This is a genomic window from Emticicia sp. BO119 (assembly GCF_013912375.1).
Classification (GTDB): Bacteria; Bacteroidota; Bacteroidia; order Cytophagales; family Spirosomataceae; genus Emticicia.
In genome coordinates this window covers 586,578-600,662 of sequence record NZ_JACETV010000002.1, presented here as the reverse complement: position 1 = coordinate 600,662, position 14,085 = coordinate 586,578, and the positions used below count along the sequence as shown (strand labels likewise).

The following is a 14,085-nucleotide window of genomic DNA, read 5'->3' as shown; positions in this document are numbered from 1 at the left end:
TACAGCACTATATGTACCTTTTATCCCACTCTTTTTATAAAAGTGATTATAAAAAACTGTGTATTTAGTAATGAAGTATTCATAAGCATATTACTTAATGGATTTTAGCCTAAATCTACCAGGTATTATCGCTATGTTTAAATATTTCCCGATCAGAAAAACCCTGTTACTAACTATAACTCTGTTTTTTAATTAAAATTAACGCTGGTAAAATTGCGCTAATGAGACACAAAGTATGTCTTTCATTGCGGTGACTAAACTTTATTTATTCTTATGGAAGCTTTGATACTGAAGAGTATCAAGGCTTCTGCATTTTTAACAAATATTAACTATTAATTACTTCCTTTGCCACTCTTTCGCCAGAGAGGACAGCACCTTCCATATAACCATTCCAGATGTCGGCGGTTTCAGTACCTGCCCAATGAATATTACCTACCGGCTCGCGGAGTGCCTTACCCACTGATGTCCAGACACCAGGGGGCATCAGTCCGGCATAACAGCCACGGGTAAATTCTTCTTCTGCCCAGCTATGATCAAGATAATGAACAGGGTTTCTGGCTTTTTCTCCATAAAATCTGGAAAGAGTATCAAGGGCTGAGGCCTTGCGGGCTTCGGGCAAAAGTTGTGCAAATGCCTTAGCCTGATTACCTAATACGAAGCCCATCATAATACCTTTACTACCGTCTTTCGGTGAGTTATCGAAGGTAACGGTTACGTGGCCATCATTTGTAGCGGATAAACCGTTTAGGCCTGCTTCCCGCCAGAATGGTTTATCATAAATGGCATAGGTTTTCCAGACAGTTCCCATCGGCATTCGCTGGGTCAATTGTTCCCGATTGGCGGGCATACATGGTGAGTAATGAATTCGCCCTGCAAGTGTAGGTGGCAAGGCCACAATCACTTTTTTGGCCTTAAGTTCAAAACCATCTCCTTTTACCGTCACCAGACTATTCTGCTGACTGATAGAACGCACGACACTATTCAACCGGATATGTTCTTTAAACGTTTCTGCTAATCTTATAGCTGGTTGAGATGCGCCTCCTACCAGCCTTTCTTCCTGTGCGCCGTTTTTCACGTTCATCAGCATATCCAAATCAATGCACGATTTAGTATAAAATAAGGCGTGTAGCATTGATATTTCATTAGGGTCTGCCGCCCAGATGGCTTCTGCTGCCAGTTTAAACATAACCTTAGCCGTTTTGAAAGACATCTGTTTATCCATCCAGCTTGCTAATGTCATCGAATCATAGTATTCAGCATCAGGCGTATTCCAGGGGTTTTGCAGATCAACTGTTTTAGATAATTTGTTCATGCGCTTGATAGCCATATCTAAACTCAATAAAGAAGGAATAGGCAATGGCGGAATGATTCCTTTATAATGCTTCAGTTTATTATTATAAAGCAATGAACTCTTCCCTTCATCATAAGTCGGGAAGGTCTGCACGCCAAATTCTTTGGCTAAAGCATACATTCTATCCTGTGTTGGCCCTACCCATGCGGCTCCTAAATCTACGTAGCTGCCATCTTCAAAGTATTGCGTGTGCACTCGCCCCCCTACCCTGTCTCGGGCTTCTAATAAGATTACTTTTTTACCTGCTTTGATTAGTTCACGGGTAGCAGTAAGCCCGGCATAGCCGGCTCCGACAATGATGGTATCGTAGGTTTGCATAAAGGTTAAGAGATTGAGGACGTGACCCGAATTTGAGTATTTTATTTTTCTCTACAAAAAAAATAAGAATCTTTTATGGAAAATCTTCAATGACTGCATCAATCAATCAAAAACCTAATTTTTTCATTTATGAAACAATCTTTCCAACTAAATATTGAGAATCCCTGTCATGAACATTGGGAATCATTTACGCCAACAAGCACTGGAGGTTTCTGTGCTTCCTGCCAGAAAAACGTGATAGATTTCAGCAATATGCCTGAAAGCCAGCTGGTAGCTTTTTTCAAAGACAGATTGAAATCATCTCATAATCTTTGCGGTCGTTTCAGAGAAGATCAGTTAAAGAAAAACTATGTCGTTGAAGAGTGGTTTCCTACATGGAGTATTCAGAATGACCAGTTACAATATGAGATTCCGGTAGCTGTTATCGCTCAAAAGAAGTATAAGCAAGCTATAAGATTACCCTGGATTCAGCACATGAAAGTAGTGCGTAATATGGCAGCGGCGGTATTGACTTTATTGTGCATTGAAGAAGGCATGGGGCAAAACAGGGTAATTTCAGGACAGGTAGTAGATGCAGAAGGTAAAGAAGGGCTACCCGGGGTTTCTATTGCCATTAAAGGTACAACAAGGGGAACGGTATCAGATGCGAATGGTAATTATAGAATAGTAGCCTCTGATAATGATATACTGGTTTTTAGTTCTATTGGATATGAGACCACAGAGGAAAACGCCACAGCTACTAATGACTTAATAAAAATAGAAATGAAGGACTCTGAAATAAAATTAGGTGAGATTGCAGTCGTTGGTTATACTCCTGTCAGAGGGAAAGTATCTTTAGGAACTGGTGCTATTTGTATCAGGAATGATGTAGAATACCTCCCAACCCTTAAAAAATTTGCTACGAAGATAAATATCCGGGGCAATGCTGTGCAAAATGGAGAATTGATTTTAGTGCCTGAATTAGTGACTTCGAAAGATTCGACTGGTAATTCTTTTGAGCGTGCAAACGACGAAAAATGGTTCAGAGACAATGGGTTTCAAGAGATAACAAGTGTTCAACTCTATGATTATTCAGGGAGAATTTTTCAGGAGAGATTTACGAAGGTAAGTGATGGAATGATTAGTGTGGATGTACGAGATATTCCGATAGGGACATATATTGTCCGTGCTGTTTATAAAAATGAAAGAAGTCTGGCAGAAAACGAGATTTCAACAGTACGAATACTAATTGAGAGATAATAAGACTGTGATAAATAGGTTTGACAATTACGAATGGTATCTGGGCTTTATTTTAAGAGTATAAAGCTATGTGCCGAACTTTCCACACAACTTTAGCTCTTTACCAAAACTAATGAAATACTGCTGTGACTAAAAATGTGGTTTGAGTTTAATTTGCTGATTTGCAGAGAGTGGGAGGATTAACCCCCCACTTCTTTTATGTATAAAGCGCATTTCTTCTGTTGCAAAGATTCTTTATTGCTTTATATAATGAAGCGCCACGCCTCCTGACTTGAAAATCTTTGATTCTACTAATTTCAAATCCAATTTCTCCGGTAAATTAGTATGATCGAATAAGCGTCTTCCTTCTCCTACAATAACAGGTTGGTAGACAAAATGAAACTCATCAACCAAACCCATTTCAATTAGTTGAGATGGAAGGTTCACGCCACCTAACGAAATATCCCTGCCTGGCTCATTTTTTAATCTCACTATTTCGTCATATAAATCTGCCCGCGCTATCCTCGAATTTTTATCTTCAACGCTATCCAGAGTTCTGGAAAAAACAAGTTTCTCTATAGAATCAAATACCCGGGCAAATTCGTTTCCAATTTCATTCATTGACCGAGTTTTTGCGACATCAGGCCAGAAAGGCACCATTAATTCATAAGTGATACGTCCATAGATAATCAGGTCGGTCTGTCGCAGGAGGTCAGTAAAATACTCATGTATTTCTTCGCTGCCGTTTCCTTTGGTATGATCACAGCACCCATCTAAAGTCAAGTTGATACCATAAATTAGCTTTCTCATCTGATTGATTTTCGTTTTTAGGCTTCGTTAATAAATATTCAACTAAAGTTAATTTTTATTGTTTGTTCACGAAAAAAAAAGGCCGTTAAACTTTTTGGGGTTCACTATAAAAAACACACCTTCTTTAAACTCCTGAGATTTCTTGATAAAAAATAAAACTTCGTTGATTTTATCAAAAAGTATTCTTAATTTTGCACCCCGAAATGGAATCCTAATTTAGCTTGGATAAAAGTTTCTAAACAAAATTGTCTGATAATCAGACCCTTAAAAACATTTTGATAAAAAAATAAAAAAATGGCACGCGATTTAAAATTTACAAGAAACATCGGTATTGCTGCCCACATTGACGCAGGTAAGACAACTACCACAGAGCGTATCCTTTATTATGCTGGCGTGAGCCACAAAATCGGTGAGGTACACGATGGAGCTGCTACGATGGACTGGATGGAACAAGAGCAAGAAAGAGGTATCACCATCACGTCAGCTGCTACTACCGTTGGCTGGAACTACAGAGACCAAAAATATCACATCAATATCATTGATACCCCTGGTCACGTTGACTTTACCGTAGAGGTAAACCGTTCATTACGTGTATTAGACGGATTAGTATTCTTATTTAGTGCCGTTGATGGTGTTGAGCCTCAATCAGAAACTAACTGGCGTTTAGCCAATAACTATAACGTGGCTCGTTTGGGCTTCGTAAATAAAATGGACCGCTCAGGTGCCGATTTCCTTAACGTGTGTAAACAAGTGAAGGAAATGTTAGGTAGCTATGCAGTACCTCTTCAATTGCCAATCGGTGCTGAAGACAACTTCAAAGGTGTGGTTGACCTGGTTAACTTCCGTGGTATCGTTTGGAACGAGCACGATAAAGGTATGACTTTCACTGAAGTACCTATTCCTGACGATATGATGGAAGAAGCTACTGAATACCGTGAGAAATTATTAGAAGCAGTAGCTGAATTTGATGATACTTTGATGGAAAAATACTTCGAGGATCCGAATTCAATTACTGAAGATGAAATTCTGGCAGCACTTCGTCAGGCGGTTATCAGCATGAAAATCGTTCCGATGCTTTGCGGCTCATCCTTCAAAAACAAAGGTGTACAAACCATGCTTGACTACGTAATGGCATTGTTACCATCACCTTTAGATAAAGAAGCCATTAAAGGAACAGACCCTAACACTGGTGCAGAGGTAATCCGTAAACCAACGGAAAGCGATCCGTTCGCTGCCCTTGCGTTTAAAATTGCAACTGACCCTTACGTAGGGCGTCTTTGCTTCATCCGTGCTTACTCTGGTGGCTTAGATGCTGGTTCTTATGTATTGAACAACCGTTCAGGTAACAAAGAGCGTATCTCTCGTATCTTCCAGATGCACGCCAATAAACAAAACTCTATCGAGCGTTTAGGTGCTGGTGATATTGGTGCGGTAGTAGGCTTTAAAGATATTAAAACTGGTGATACCCTGTCAGATGAGAAAAATCCGATCGTTCTTGAATCGATGGTATTCCCTGATCCGGTTATCGGGTATGCAATCGAGCCTAAGAAAACAGCCGATCAGGATAACTTCTCTAAAGCAATCACTAAGTTGATTGAAGAAGACCCAACGCTTCAGGTTGAGTCAAACGAAGAAACAGGACAAACCATTATTCGTGGTATGGGTGAGCTTCACCTTGAAATCATCATCGACCGTATGCGTCGTGAGTTCAAAGTAGAAGTTAATCAGGGAGCACCACAGGTAGCTTATAAAGAAACAATCACTAAATCTATCGAACACCGTGAGGTTTACAAGAAACAATCGGGTGGTCGTGGTAAATTTGCTGATATTGTATTCGAAATCGGGCCGCGTGAAGATGGCAAACAAGGCTTAGAATTCGTTAATAATATTGTGGGTGGTATTATTCCAAAAGAATTTATCCCATCAGTACAAAAAGGATTCGAACAAGCAATGGTAAATGGCCCGTTAGCAGGTTTCCCTGTTGACTCAATGAAAGTCCGCTTGTTCCACGGTTCTTACCATGATGTGGATTCTGACTCACTTTCGTTTGAAATGGCTGGTCGTTTAGGTTTCAAAGAAGCTGCTCGTCAGGCTGGGCCTAAATTATTAGAACCAATCATGGCAGTAGAAGTTGTTACTCCTGACGAATATACAGGACCTATCACTGGTGACCTTAACCGTCGTCGTGGTATGATGAAAGGGATGGATACAAAAGCTGGTTCGCAGGTAATCAAAGCTGATGTACCTCTATCTGAACTATTCGGTTATGTAACTGACCTTCGTACGATGTCATCAGGTCGTGCAACTGCGAACCTGACATTCTCTCACTATGAGATTGTTCCGCAAAATATTGCAGAAGGCGTAATTGCCAAATCGAAATCATAAGATTTAGATATTAATCTATATAAGAAACACCTGCTTCGGTTTCGAGGCAGGTGTTTTTGTTTGCGCAATGAGAAGAGATGTTCCGCAATTTGAAAATCTTACCTCATATACAACCAGATATAAAACCCATTCAAACACAAAGAGGCTAATAAATTCAGCCACATCACATGGTGGAAATCGGCTTGCCCACTGTCTTTTAATACCTGTAAAAACCACCAACTAAAATAAGCTAAAGTAGGCAGGTTGAATAAGAGCAGGATAATAAAATCTGATTCGGGGAAATATAAAAAGAACAGACTAAATGCCACAGTAAAAACCGCCGCAGTAAAAATAAAAGTACCTTTGATACCTAAAAGCATACTCATGGTTCGGTCTCCACGCTTGCGGTCTTCTTCATGCTGATATACCTGTGTGATAGGATAAATAGCCCATAACATCAATGTGCTGATAATGGCAGGTAATAAGTGAGGTTGCAGAAACTCATCGTTATTACTCACGGCCAGTATGATTGTATAATAAGTAAATGCGCCCTGAAACAAGCCTACAATAAACCAGCTGAAAACTGCATATTTTTTTAAACGTACTTTATCGTCACTATAGGCTTTTGATACCATACTATAAATAAAAATCAGTAGAGCAAAAAGTGGATTGACAAACAGGAAGCCTAAAATAACGGCAATAGTATCAATAACCCAGGCAACCCAAAAGAGCTTATCATCAACTGCAGGTGGTTTTTCAAGGCCTCCGATGCTTCCTTCGTCTTTATCGAAATAACTATTATAGGCATTACTTGCCGTATAGATAAGCAAATGTAGGATAACAAAAACCCAGATGGCCCTGGATTTGTCAACGATGGTAGCCTGGCTTATGGCAAACCAATAGACTGGCATCAGAAAAAAAGAAAAAGGAATACGCAGGTGTAAGAGAATATCTTTAGCGGTCATGGGCTTATCTTTTTTGTAAAGATATTAAAATCTCTTGCAGATTTGTAGTTTGTGCTGGATTTATTAGAGTAGGAAATTACATTTTACAAATACAAAAATCCTGATTAATTCGATGATACAGAATTAATCAGGATTATCTATTAATTCTAAATTAATTACATCCTCCGATCTCCGCCTTAAAAACAGTGCCGCTTTCAGCCTTAAAACCCTGATTTAACTGAACTGACTTGTTTGAACGATAAGTAACATTTGCCGTGCCTGTTAATTTATTGGAGGCCGTAATGATTTCATTTGTTCCCGGGCAAATAATAATAGGTGTGGGATTGTTAATAGTAATACTTTGCCACTATGCATAAAAATTCGTCAAAGCAAAAATTGTGATGAGTAAAAATCGCATATAATAATAGTGTTTATTATTGGTTTCAAGGGAGAGCATTCTTAAGTATGCACAGAATTCTTCCTTAAAAGAAAAACAATAGGTAAGATTTGAATTGGAGTACTGCTCAACGAAGGGAAAATGTAAATGAAAACCCTATTGCTGCGATTGAAGAAACCGACTAAAAATCAGGATATCAACCGAATAAAAAAAATGAAATCACATCGTTTGATCTCAGGATTTTTTTAGTAAGATTTGTCAATCATTTTAATGAAATCAACAACAATTGCCTGACTTAAATGTACTTCAAACACCATCCATCTTTTCTGATTTTATTTGTATTTTTTTCATTTTGCAGCCTTTTTTCAAAGGCGCAGGGAAGTGCCGAAAAATCTAAATTACTCGGAGGAATGATATATGCCCAACTTGAGGAAACAAAAAAAGACTATGAAAAAGCTATAGCCAAAGGGGATTCCTTAGAGGTTGCCGATGCATGTTATAATATGGGTAAAAGATACATTAGCATAGGAGACTTTTTCAATGCTGAAAAAATGTTGACGAGGGCACTCCGCATTTTAGAGCCTTTAGGCCCTTCGGAAAATCTTGGGAGGGTATATATTTTTATGACTAATTTTTTATTAAGGAATGACAAATATGATGAGGCGATGGAAGTTGTACAAAAAGCAGCAATCAATTTCCGCATTGTAGGTGCTCAGGAACGTCTAATGAGTGCCTATATTATGTTATGTGGGATTCACAACTTAGGAAACGAAGCAAGATTAAAACAACCTCAAAAGTACAAGAGATATTCTTTAGATAGTGCTAATTATTATCGTAACCAAGCCGATAAAATTGGCAAAAGTTTAAAAAAACTTACTCATCCAGGTAACATTGCCTTTAGTAATGACTTTACCTTTGAGCATAATGATGCTAGCCTCTCCATTAAATCTTTAAAAAAAGCATATAATTTGTCTCTAAAAAAGAGAGCTACTTATGAATTATTTTCGAAATCTCTGGACTTAGGGACTACTTATTTTCTTTTACAGAATTTTAGTGAAGCTAAAAATTGGCTAGACAAAGCGAAATACATAGCTGATACTTCTAATACTGGTAGTTATGATGATAAAAATAGGTTATTCAAAACTTACTATAATCTAAACAAACAAACCCAAAACTACAAAGAAGCCCTTCAATATTATGAACAATATCATGAGCTATTACTAATGGCTATAAGCAGTGACCGTGACGGCGCAGTTTCTCGCTTAAAAATAGAATATGATACCCAAAAGAAAGAAGCCGAACTCAAAGAACAGGAAAAATTTACTAAAATCGCTATTGCTATCGGGGCTTTTGCCCTGCTTACAAGCATTATCTTCTTCTGGTTCTTTAGAAAATACAGAATCCTCAGTAAACAAAATGAGGCTCTGGTCTCTGAACAAAATCATAGGGTGAAAAATAACCTCCAACAGGTCACTAATCTACTCAGTCTGCAATCTAACCGATTAAATGATGAGAATGCCAAGAGGGCTGTTAATGATGCTTTGTTAAGAATTGAAGCGGTTTCTATTGTCCATCATCGTTTGTATGATGGTGCCAGGTTAATTGAAATTGATTTAGCAAGTTTTATTCCCGAATTAACGGAAGGCATTTTAAGAAGTTATGATTATCCTGATTTGCAACCTGATTATCAGATAGCTTCTCTCTGGCTGCATGTTGAGCAGGCTTTGCCATTGGGACTCATTATCAATGAATTGGTAACCAATGCCTGTAAATATGCTTTCCCTGAAAATCCAATCCCTGCCTTAACAATTCATTGCTATGAAAATGAAGGACAGATTCTTCTGCAAGTCTCTGATAATGGTCTGGGTTTTGAACAAAGCACCAAGAAAAAAACATTTGGCCTAAAACTGATTCAGATATTTACTGAAAGACTCAAAGGCAAATCAGGCTTTGAAAATGAGGGTACAGCATTTTATCTGACATTTCAGAAACAGGCTATCAAAACAAAGAAAAATCTGGCAACAACTAAAGTTAGCACCACATGAATCAGATATTACGCATTATGATTGTGGAAGATGATCCCCTCACTCAGTTTACGATTGAGGAAAATCTTGTTAAGGCAGGTTTTATCGTGTGTGGTAAGGCTCATGACTATGCATCAGCTATTCAGATAATGAAAAAAGAACTGCCGGATATGGCATTAATTGATATTGACTTTGGGGGCAGCCAGCCTGATGGTATTGAGACAGCCAAGGAACTGATGCGTATCAAATCAATACCATTTATCTATCTGACGGCATTTACAGAAGCTGAAACTTTCAAAAAGGCAAAAAAGACGAATCCATTAGCATACCTCCATAAACCATTCAGGCCCAGCGAACTGACCATGCAGATTGAACTGGCCATCCACAATTTTTATCAGGGTAATATGGTAGATATAGTTTCGATGCCAGATCATATTTATATACCTGACGGACAAAACAAATTAGTACGCATTAATTACAAAAATATGTACTACGTAAATGCACATAAGGTTTATACCGAGTTTTTCCTGACTCAGGAGGAATTCCAACGGATATATCCTGATAAAAATTATCATGCCCAGATCCCTAATGTCTTTTCTGTTGGATTCGGTCATTTATTGAGTTTTCTACCTGATAATTTCTTCAAACTCTCACGCTCAATAACTATTAATTTAGACCATTTGAATAAGATTGAAAGCAATCAGATATTTGTTGGCCCTCATGAATTGCCTCTGATTGAGGGGGGGCGTAAACTCCTTTTAGAACGACTTAATGTTATCCGTTCCAGAAAAAAGAAATAAATCTATTTTCAGGTTTAACAGTAAAGAAGACTCACCTTTGTATCAATCTTAGAAATATCTTAGCACAAACTAAGAGGAGATTTTCTTACTTCCTATTTTCAGAATTTGTTTTTTTTACCCTATTTTTGAAAACGGATCGTGTCTTATTGTCAACCTGAATTACTTATGAAAACTAATACGGTTATTTTCTGTCTATTATGCGTTTCGTTGTTGGTTAATGGGCAGAAAAGCAACAAAACTACAGATAAACTCTCTGATGAAGCCTTATTAGACCTTGTTCAAAAACAAACCTTACGCTATTTCTGGGATTTCGGACATCCTAAAAGCGGGCTTGCCCGTGAGCGTAGCAATACCAATTTCGGGTATGGACATGAAACCTGTACCATTGGTGGAACCGGATTCGGGGTAATGGCCATTATAGCAGGCGTTGAGCGTGGTTGGATAAAAAGAGAAGAGGGAGCGGAGAGAATCAGGAAAATTGTCAATTTCCTTTTTAAAGCCCAGAGTTATCACGGGGCTTTTGCTCACTGGATGGATGGCGAAACAGGGAAGACCATTCCGTTTGGCCGTAAAGATGATGGAGCAGATCTGGTAGAGACCACTTATCTCTTTCAGGGTCTTTTGTGCGCCAGAGAATATTTCAATAAAGATAATAACGTTGAAAGAGATATACGCCAGAAAACCACCTGGATGTGGGATGAACTCGAATTTGACTGGTTTACGCAGGGTTCAGTTAATCAGCTATATTGGCATTGGAGTCCAAACAATGGTTGGGCAATGAATTTTGAACTACGAGGTTGGAATGAAACGCTTATTACCTATATTTTAGGGGCATCTTCCCGCCGTTATCCTATTACACGCGAGCATTATATTAAATGCTGGGCACAGAGCGACCATTTTAAAAATGGCAAAGAATTTTACGGGATAAAACTGCCCTTAGGCTTTGACTACGGCGGACCTTTATTTTTCTCACAATATTCTTTCTTAGGTTTAGACCCGAGAGGCTTGAAAGACCAATATGCCGACTACTGGCAGCAGAATCTTAACCATACTCTGATTAACTATAAGCATTGCGTAATTAACCCGAATAAATTCAAAGGCTATGGCCCAAATTGCTGGGGATTGACGGCGAGTGATAATCACGAAGGATATAATGCACATTCCCCTGATAACGATTTGGGCGTTATTACTCCCACAGCCGCACTATCGGCATTTCCTTATACACCTAAAGAATCAATGGCGGCGTTGCGTTATTTTTACGAAGAAAAAGGTGCTCAACTCTGGGGAGAATATGGCTTTAAAGATGCCATGAATGAATCTAAAAACTGGGTGGCAGAATCTTATCTGGCTATTGATCAGGGGCCTATTGTAGTGATGATAGAGAATTACAGAAGTGGTTTATTCTGGAAATTATTTATGGGTATTCCCGAGATTCAACAGGGATTGAAGAAATTAGGATTTGAAAGCCCAAAGATTAAATGAGGGCAGAGAACAAGGGGTGTATAGGATATTCAAATATGAAATTTTACTATGAGTCCCATCTCCACATTAATAGTTTTATAAAAGCTTCAGCAAAACGCTTCACTTTTTGTTCAGTTTCAGGGAGAGTAAGTTCCCCCTGTTCATTAATTTTCCCCTTTATACCGCTAATTAATAAGAGAGTTTCCTCATTAAAATCAGCCCCCAGGGTTCGCAGAATTAGTTGTAATTGCTCATGCCCTTTTTCGCCTGATGCCGATGCGGTAATAATACCCAGCGGTTTATCAGAAAATACCACTGTTGAGACTGTCCACTCCAGCGCATTTTTCAAACTTCCTGGAATACTGAAAACGTATTCGGGTGTGCAAATCAACACCCCATCGGCTTCTGCAATTTGATTTCTGAAATCTGTTATAAGTGGAGCTATTTCTTCATTATCTAAGTCAGGATTAAAATGGGGTAATTCTGCTATCTTATCAAAAATGGTTAAGTCAATATGCTCTTGCATTAACTCACCTATTTTTTTTAATAATCGTTCATTATTTGAGTTGGCTTTAGTACTTCCTAAAATGCCTAATACTTTCTTTTTCAATACCATATCTACATTTTATTTCCTTTTACCAGAAGCATTGATTGAACAGAATCATTTTTCAAATGGATAAATTTCAGACGTCCATCATCTTTCATATATGCCTGCAAATCACTTTCTGACTCAAAAGTCACAAAATGTATTTCATAAGGTTTTTCACCTTCTGCCACTATATAAGCTGGATTATCAGGTCTGACCCTGTATAGCAACTTACCATTAAATTTCTCTATTAAGGGTAGCACATTGTCTTCAAATTCATGAAAAACAGCTTCTTTGCCTTCTTTTACAAAAATCAGTTGGGTAATGTAAATCATAGTTAAGAATTTTATTTATTAATAGCTTATTAAGCTCATTTTGCCGCAAACTCATGCCTACCTCCCGCTCCCTCAATCCATGTGTCTTTTACTGCCCCAACTCCATCAAAGCGATACTGCAGGCCTACGATTCCGGTAGAATTATGTTTGAATGTAAGTGTATGAGCCTTTTTGTCGTTGACAAAAAAAGTCATTTGCTTATTGCGGGTTTCAACTCTTAGCTTCGTCCATTGGTTTAAATCACAACCAAAGCCCGACAAATCGTTATCTGTACTGGCTACATTGATACCACAGGCATATAAATTAATATCGCCGACACAGGTTCTGGCAGAAAGTGGTATAATAATAATATCGTCTTTGCATTGAATTAGTATCTGTATTTTCTGGCAGGTGCCTGTTCCCTCTGAAAAATCATTTTTTAGTACAGTTTCAAAAGTAAAATTATCATTCATCAATTCTCCTAAATCTGTCTGATTAAAAAACCTGATTCTTGGAGATTCGGGGTGAAGCGAGAGGTTATACTTTTTCAGCAAGTCTCTGTCTACCCTTATTTCATTGTCTTTCAATACTTCCGGTTTGGTAAAATATAATGGCATCTGTCCATCATTCTTTGACTCCACCAAAGTCAACCAGTTATCCGTTTTAATCTGCAGATCATGCTCTTTTACTATCTGGTTGTTTACTATCAGTTTTGTTCTGAAAAAACCCGGATAATAGTACATGGCAGAGTGATTATGTGCGATTCTATCTACTTTTTTCCTTCGCCTTAAATCCCAGGTCTGTACAATAAATACCGAATCATTGGGTTTGGCGGCTGTTGCATCATAGGTAAAGATTACCGAATTAGGTACCCCTTGTGTGACAACTTTGTTTGCTTCAAAAGAGAATTTGGAATAGTCTATTTGTTGCTCTTCTTTCCTGTTCATAAAAGCAATAAGACTGATAATTACCAATGTACTGATAATACCATAGATAAAATATCTTCGCTGATTTTTGTTAACAACCTGCGCAGCAGGAGAAGCCACGGGTACTCCCTGAATAGAAGAATCAGGAACGGTTGGCTGAACAACAATACTCCTGGTGAAATCTCTCCAGTTTGTAAAGCCGATAAACTGCGCTAACGTATTGAGTGTAGTTAAAGACGGAGAACTATGATAACTCGCCTTGCCAAATATCCTTTTAAGCGTAGACACGCTTATCTGAACGTTAGTCTCAACAAATATCTGGTCATTAAGTCGCTCAAAATCATAATTCAGCCATAAAGTGCTGCTTCCCCAATTGAGTTTATCCTCAATCGCTTTTTTACATTTTTCAATATTTTCTACCTCTAAGTGCTCCATTTTAAATTCATAATTAGCGCTTGAACGAAAATGAACCTGTTTTGGAACATATTTGGACAAGTATTAGCTTCTTCTTTCTTACAAATTTGCCAAAAAAAATCCATCTAATACAATTCTAACAAACAGATTATTCTCAC

12 protein-coding genes are annotated in these 14,085 nt (G+C 38.2%); 5 read left to right on the top strand and 7 right to left on the bottom strand.

The window, feature by feature from the left end; translation table 11 throughout:
- Nucleotides 1-325: 325 nt before the first annotated feature.
- Entirely contained in the window at nucleotides 326-1,669 is a 1,344-nt protein-coding gene (locus H1R81_RS09435; RefSeq protein ID WP_181840459.1) for a flavin monoamine oxidase family protein, read from the bottom strand.
- A 129-nt stretch (nucleotides 1,670-1,798) separates the two neighbouring features.
- Between H1R81_RS09435 and H1R81_RS09430 the strand changes: the two genes are divergently transcribed.
- On the top strand, nucleotides 1,799-2,908 hold the full coding sequence (locus H1R81_RS09430; RefSeq protein WP_181840458.1) for a carboxypeptidase-like regulatory domain-containing protein: 1,110 nt from the start codon (nucleotides 1,799-1,801) through the stop codon (nucleotides 2,906-2,908).
- Nucleotides 2,909-3,142: 234 nt separating this feature from the next.
- On the opposite strand, the gene H1R81_RS09425 is transcribed toward H1R81_RS09430, so the two are convergent.
- The gene (locus H1R81_RS09425; protein WP_181840457.1) at nucleotides 3,143-3,697 is read right to left on the bottom strand and encodes a dihydrofolate reductase family protein; all 555 of its coding nucleotides are present in this window, start codon (nucleotides 3,695-3,697) and stop codon (nucleotides 3,143-3,145) included.
- A 294-nt stretch (nucleotides 3,698-3,991) separates the two neighbouring features.
- On the opposite strand from H1R81_RS09425, the gene fusA reads away from it, so the two are divergent.
- Nucleotides 3,992-6,082 carry an elongation factor G gene (fusA, locus tag H1R81_RS09420; protein WP_181840456.1) on the top strand — a complete coding sequence of 697 codons (2,091 nt, stop codon included), beginning with the start codon at nucleotides 3,992-3,994 and terminating at the stop codon, nucleotides 6,080-6,082.
- A 98-nt stretch (nucleotides 6,083-6,180) separates the two neighbouring features.
- Here the strand turns inward: fusA and H1R81_RS09415 are convergent, their stop codons facing one another.
- Nucleotides 6,181-7,026 carry a UbiA family prenyltransferase gene (locus H1R81_RS09415; protein WP_181840455.1) on the bottom strand — a complete coding sequence of 282 codons (846 nt, stop codon included), beginning with the start codon at nucleotides 7,024-7,026 and terminating at the stop codon, nucleotides 6,181-6,183.
- Between the two features lie 151 nt (nucleotides 7,027-7,177).
- A complete protein-coding gene (locus H1R81_RS27785; RefSeq protein WP_409013552.1) occupies nucleotides 7,178-7,309 on the bottom strand; it encodes a 3-coathanger stack domain-containing protein in 132 nt (43 codons plus the stop codon).
- A 503-nt stretch (nucleotides 7,310-7,812) separates the two neighbouring features.
- Between H1R81_RS27785 and H1R81_RS09410 the strand changes: the two genes are divergently transcribed.
- The 3 genes from H1R81_RS09410 to H1R81_RS09400 all read left to right on the top strand — a co-directional run bounded on the left by H1R81_RS09410 (nucleotide 7,813) and on the right by H1R81_RS09400 (nucleotide 11,708).
- Entirely contained in the window at nucleotides 7,813-9,447 is a 1,635-nt protein-coding gene (locus H1R81_RS09410) for a sensor histidine kinase (protein WP_220275196.1), read from the top strand.
- Complete coding sequence (locus tag H1R81_RS09405; protein ID WP_181840453.1) at nucleotides 9,444-10,226, top strand: response regulator; 783 nt, start codon at nucleotides 9,444-9,446, stop codon at nucleotides 10,224-10,226. The genes H1R81_RS09410 and H1R81_RS09405 overlap by 4 nt, the downstream gene beginning before the upstream one ends.
- Nucleotides 10,227-10,391: 165 nt before the next feature.
- Entirely contained in the window at nucleotides 10,392-11,708 is a 1,317-nt protein-coding gene (locus tag H1R81_RS09400; RefSeq protein WP_181840452.1) for a glucoamylase family protein, read from the top strand.
- 46 nt (nucleotides 11,709-11,754) lie between these two features.
- On the opposite strand, the gene H1R81_RS09395 is transcribed toward H1R81_RS09400, so the two are convergent.
- Genes H1R81_RS09395 through H1R81_RS09385 form a run of 3 tightly spaced genes read right to left on the bottom strand, consistent with a single transcriptional unit; the run spans nucleotide 11,755 to nucleotide 13,948 of the window.
- Complete coding sequence (locus tag H1R81_RS09395; protein WP_181840451.1) at nucleotides 11,755-12,303, bottom strand: NADPH-dependent FMN reductase; 549 nt, start codon at nucleotides 12,301-12,303, stop codon at nucleotides 11,755-11,757.
- Nucleotides 12,304-12,305: 2 nt separating this feature from the next.
- Nucleotides 12,306-12,608, bottom strand: a complete 303-nt coding sequence (locus H1R81_RS09390) for a DUF1330 domain-containing protein (protein ID WP_181840450.1) — start codon at nucleotides 12,606-12,608, stop codon at nucleotides 12,306-12,308.
- Nucleotides 12,609-12,643: 35 nt separating this feature from the next.
- Nucleotides 12,644-13,948 carry a hypothetical protein gene (locus H1R81_RS09385; RefSeq protein ID WP_181840449.1) on the bottom strand — a complete coding sequence of 435 codons (1,305 nt, stop codon included), beginning with the start codon at nucleotides 13,946-13,948 and terminating at the stop codon, nucleotides 12,644-12,646.
- Nucleotides 13,949-14,085 lie beyond the last annotated feature (137 nt).

Excerpts from the sequence above, each read along its gene's own strand:
- H1R81_RS09435 (WP_181840459.1), bottom strand. The coding sequence starts at position 1,669 with ATGCAAACCTACGATACCATCATTGTCGGAGCCGGCTATGCCGGGCTT.
- H1R81_RS09430 (WP_181840458.1), top strand. The coding sequence starts at position 1,799 with ATGAAACAATCTTTCCAACTAAATATTGAGAATCCCTGTCATGAACAT.
- H1R81_RS09425 (WP_181840457.1), bottom strand. The coding sequence starts at position 3,697 with ATGAGAAAGCTAATTTATGGTATCAACTTGACTTTAGATGGGTGCTGT.
- fusA (WP_181840456.1), top strand. The coding sequence starts at position 3,992 with ATGGCACGCGATTTAAAATTTACAAGAAACATCGGTATTGCTGCCCAC.
- H1R81_RS09415 (WP_181840455.1), bottom strand. The coding sequence starts at position 7,026 with ATGACCGCTAAAGATATTCTCTTACACCTGCGTATTCCTTTTTCTTTT.
- H1R81_RS09410 (WP_220275196.1), top strand. The coding sequence starts at position 7,813 with ATGATATATGCCCAACTTGAGGAAACAAAAAAAGACTATGAAAAAGCT.
- H1R81_RS09405 (WP_181840453.1), top strand. The coding sequence starts at position 9,444 with ATGAATCAGATATTACGCATTATGATTGTGGAAGATGATCCCCTCACT.
- H1R81_RS09400 (WP_181840452.1), top strand. The coding sequence starts at position 10,392 with ATGAAAACTAATACGGTTATTTTCTGTCTATTATGCGTTTCGTTGTTG.
- H1R81_RS09395 (WP_181840451.1), bottom strand. The coding sequence starts at position 12,303 with ATGGTATTGAAAAAGAAAGTATTAGGCATTTTAGGAAGTACTAAAGCC.
- H1R81_RS09390 (WP_181840450.1), bottom strand. The coding sequence starts at position 12,608 with ATGATTTACATTACCCAACTGATTTTTGTAAAAGAAGGCAAAGAAGCT.
- H1R81_RS09385 (WP_181840449.1), bottom strand. The coding sequence starts at position 13,948 with ATGGAGCACTTAGAGGTAGAAAATATTGAAAAATGTAAAAAAGCGATT.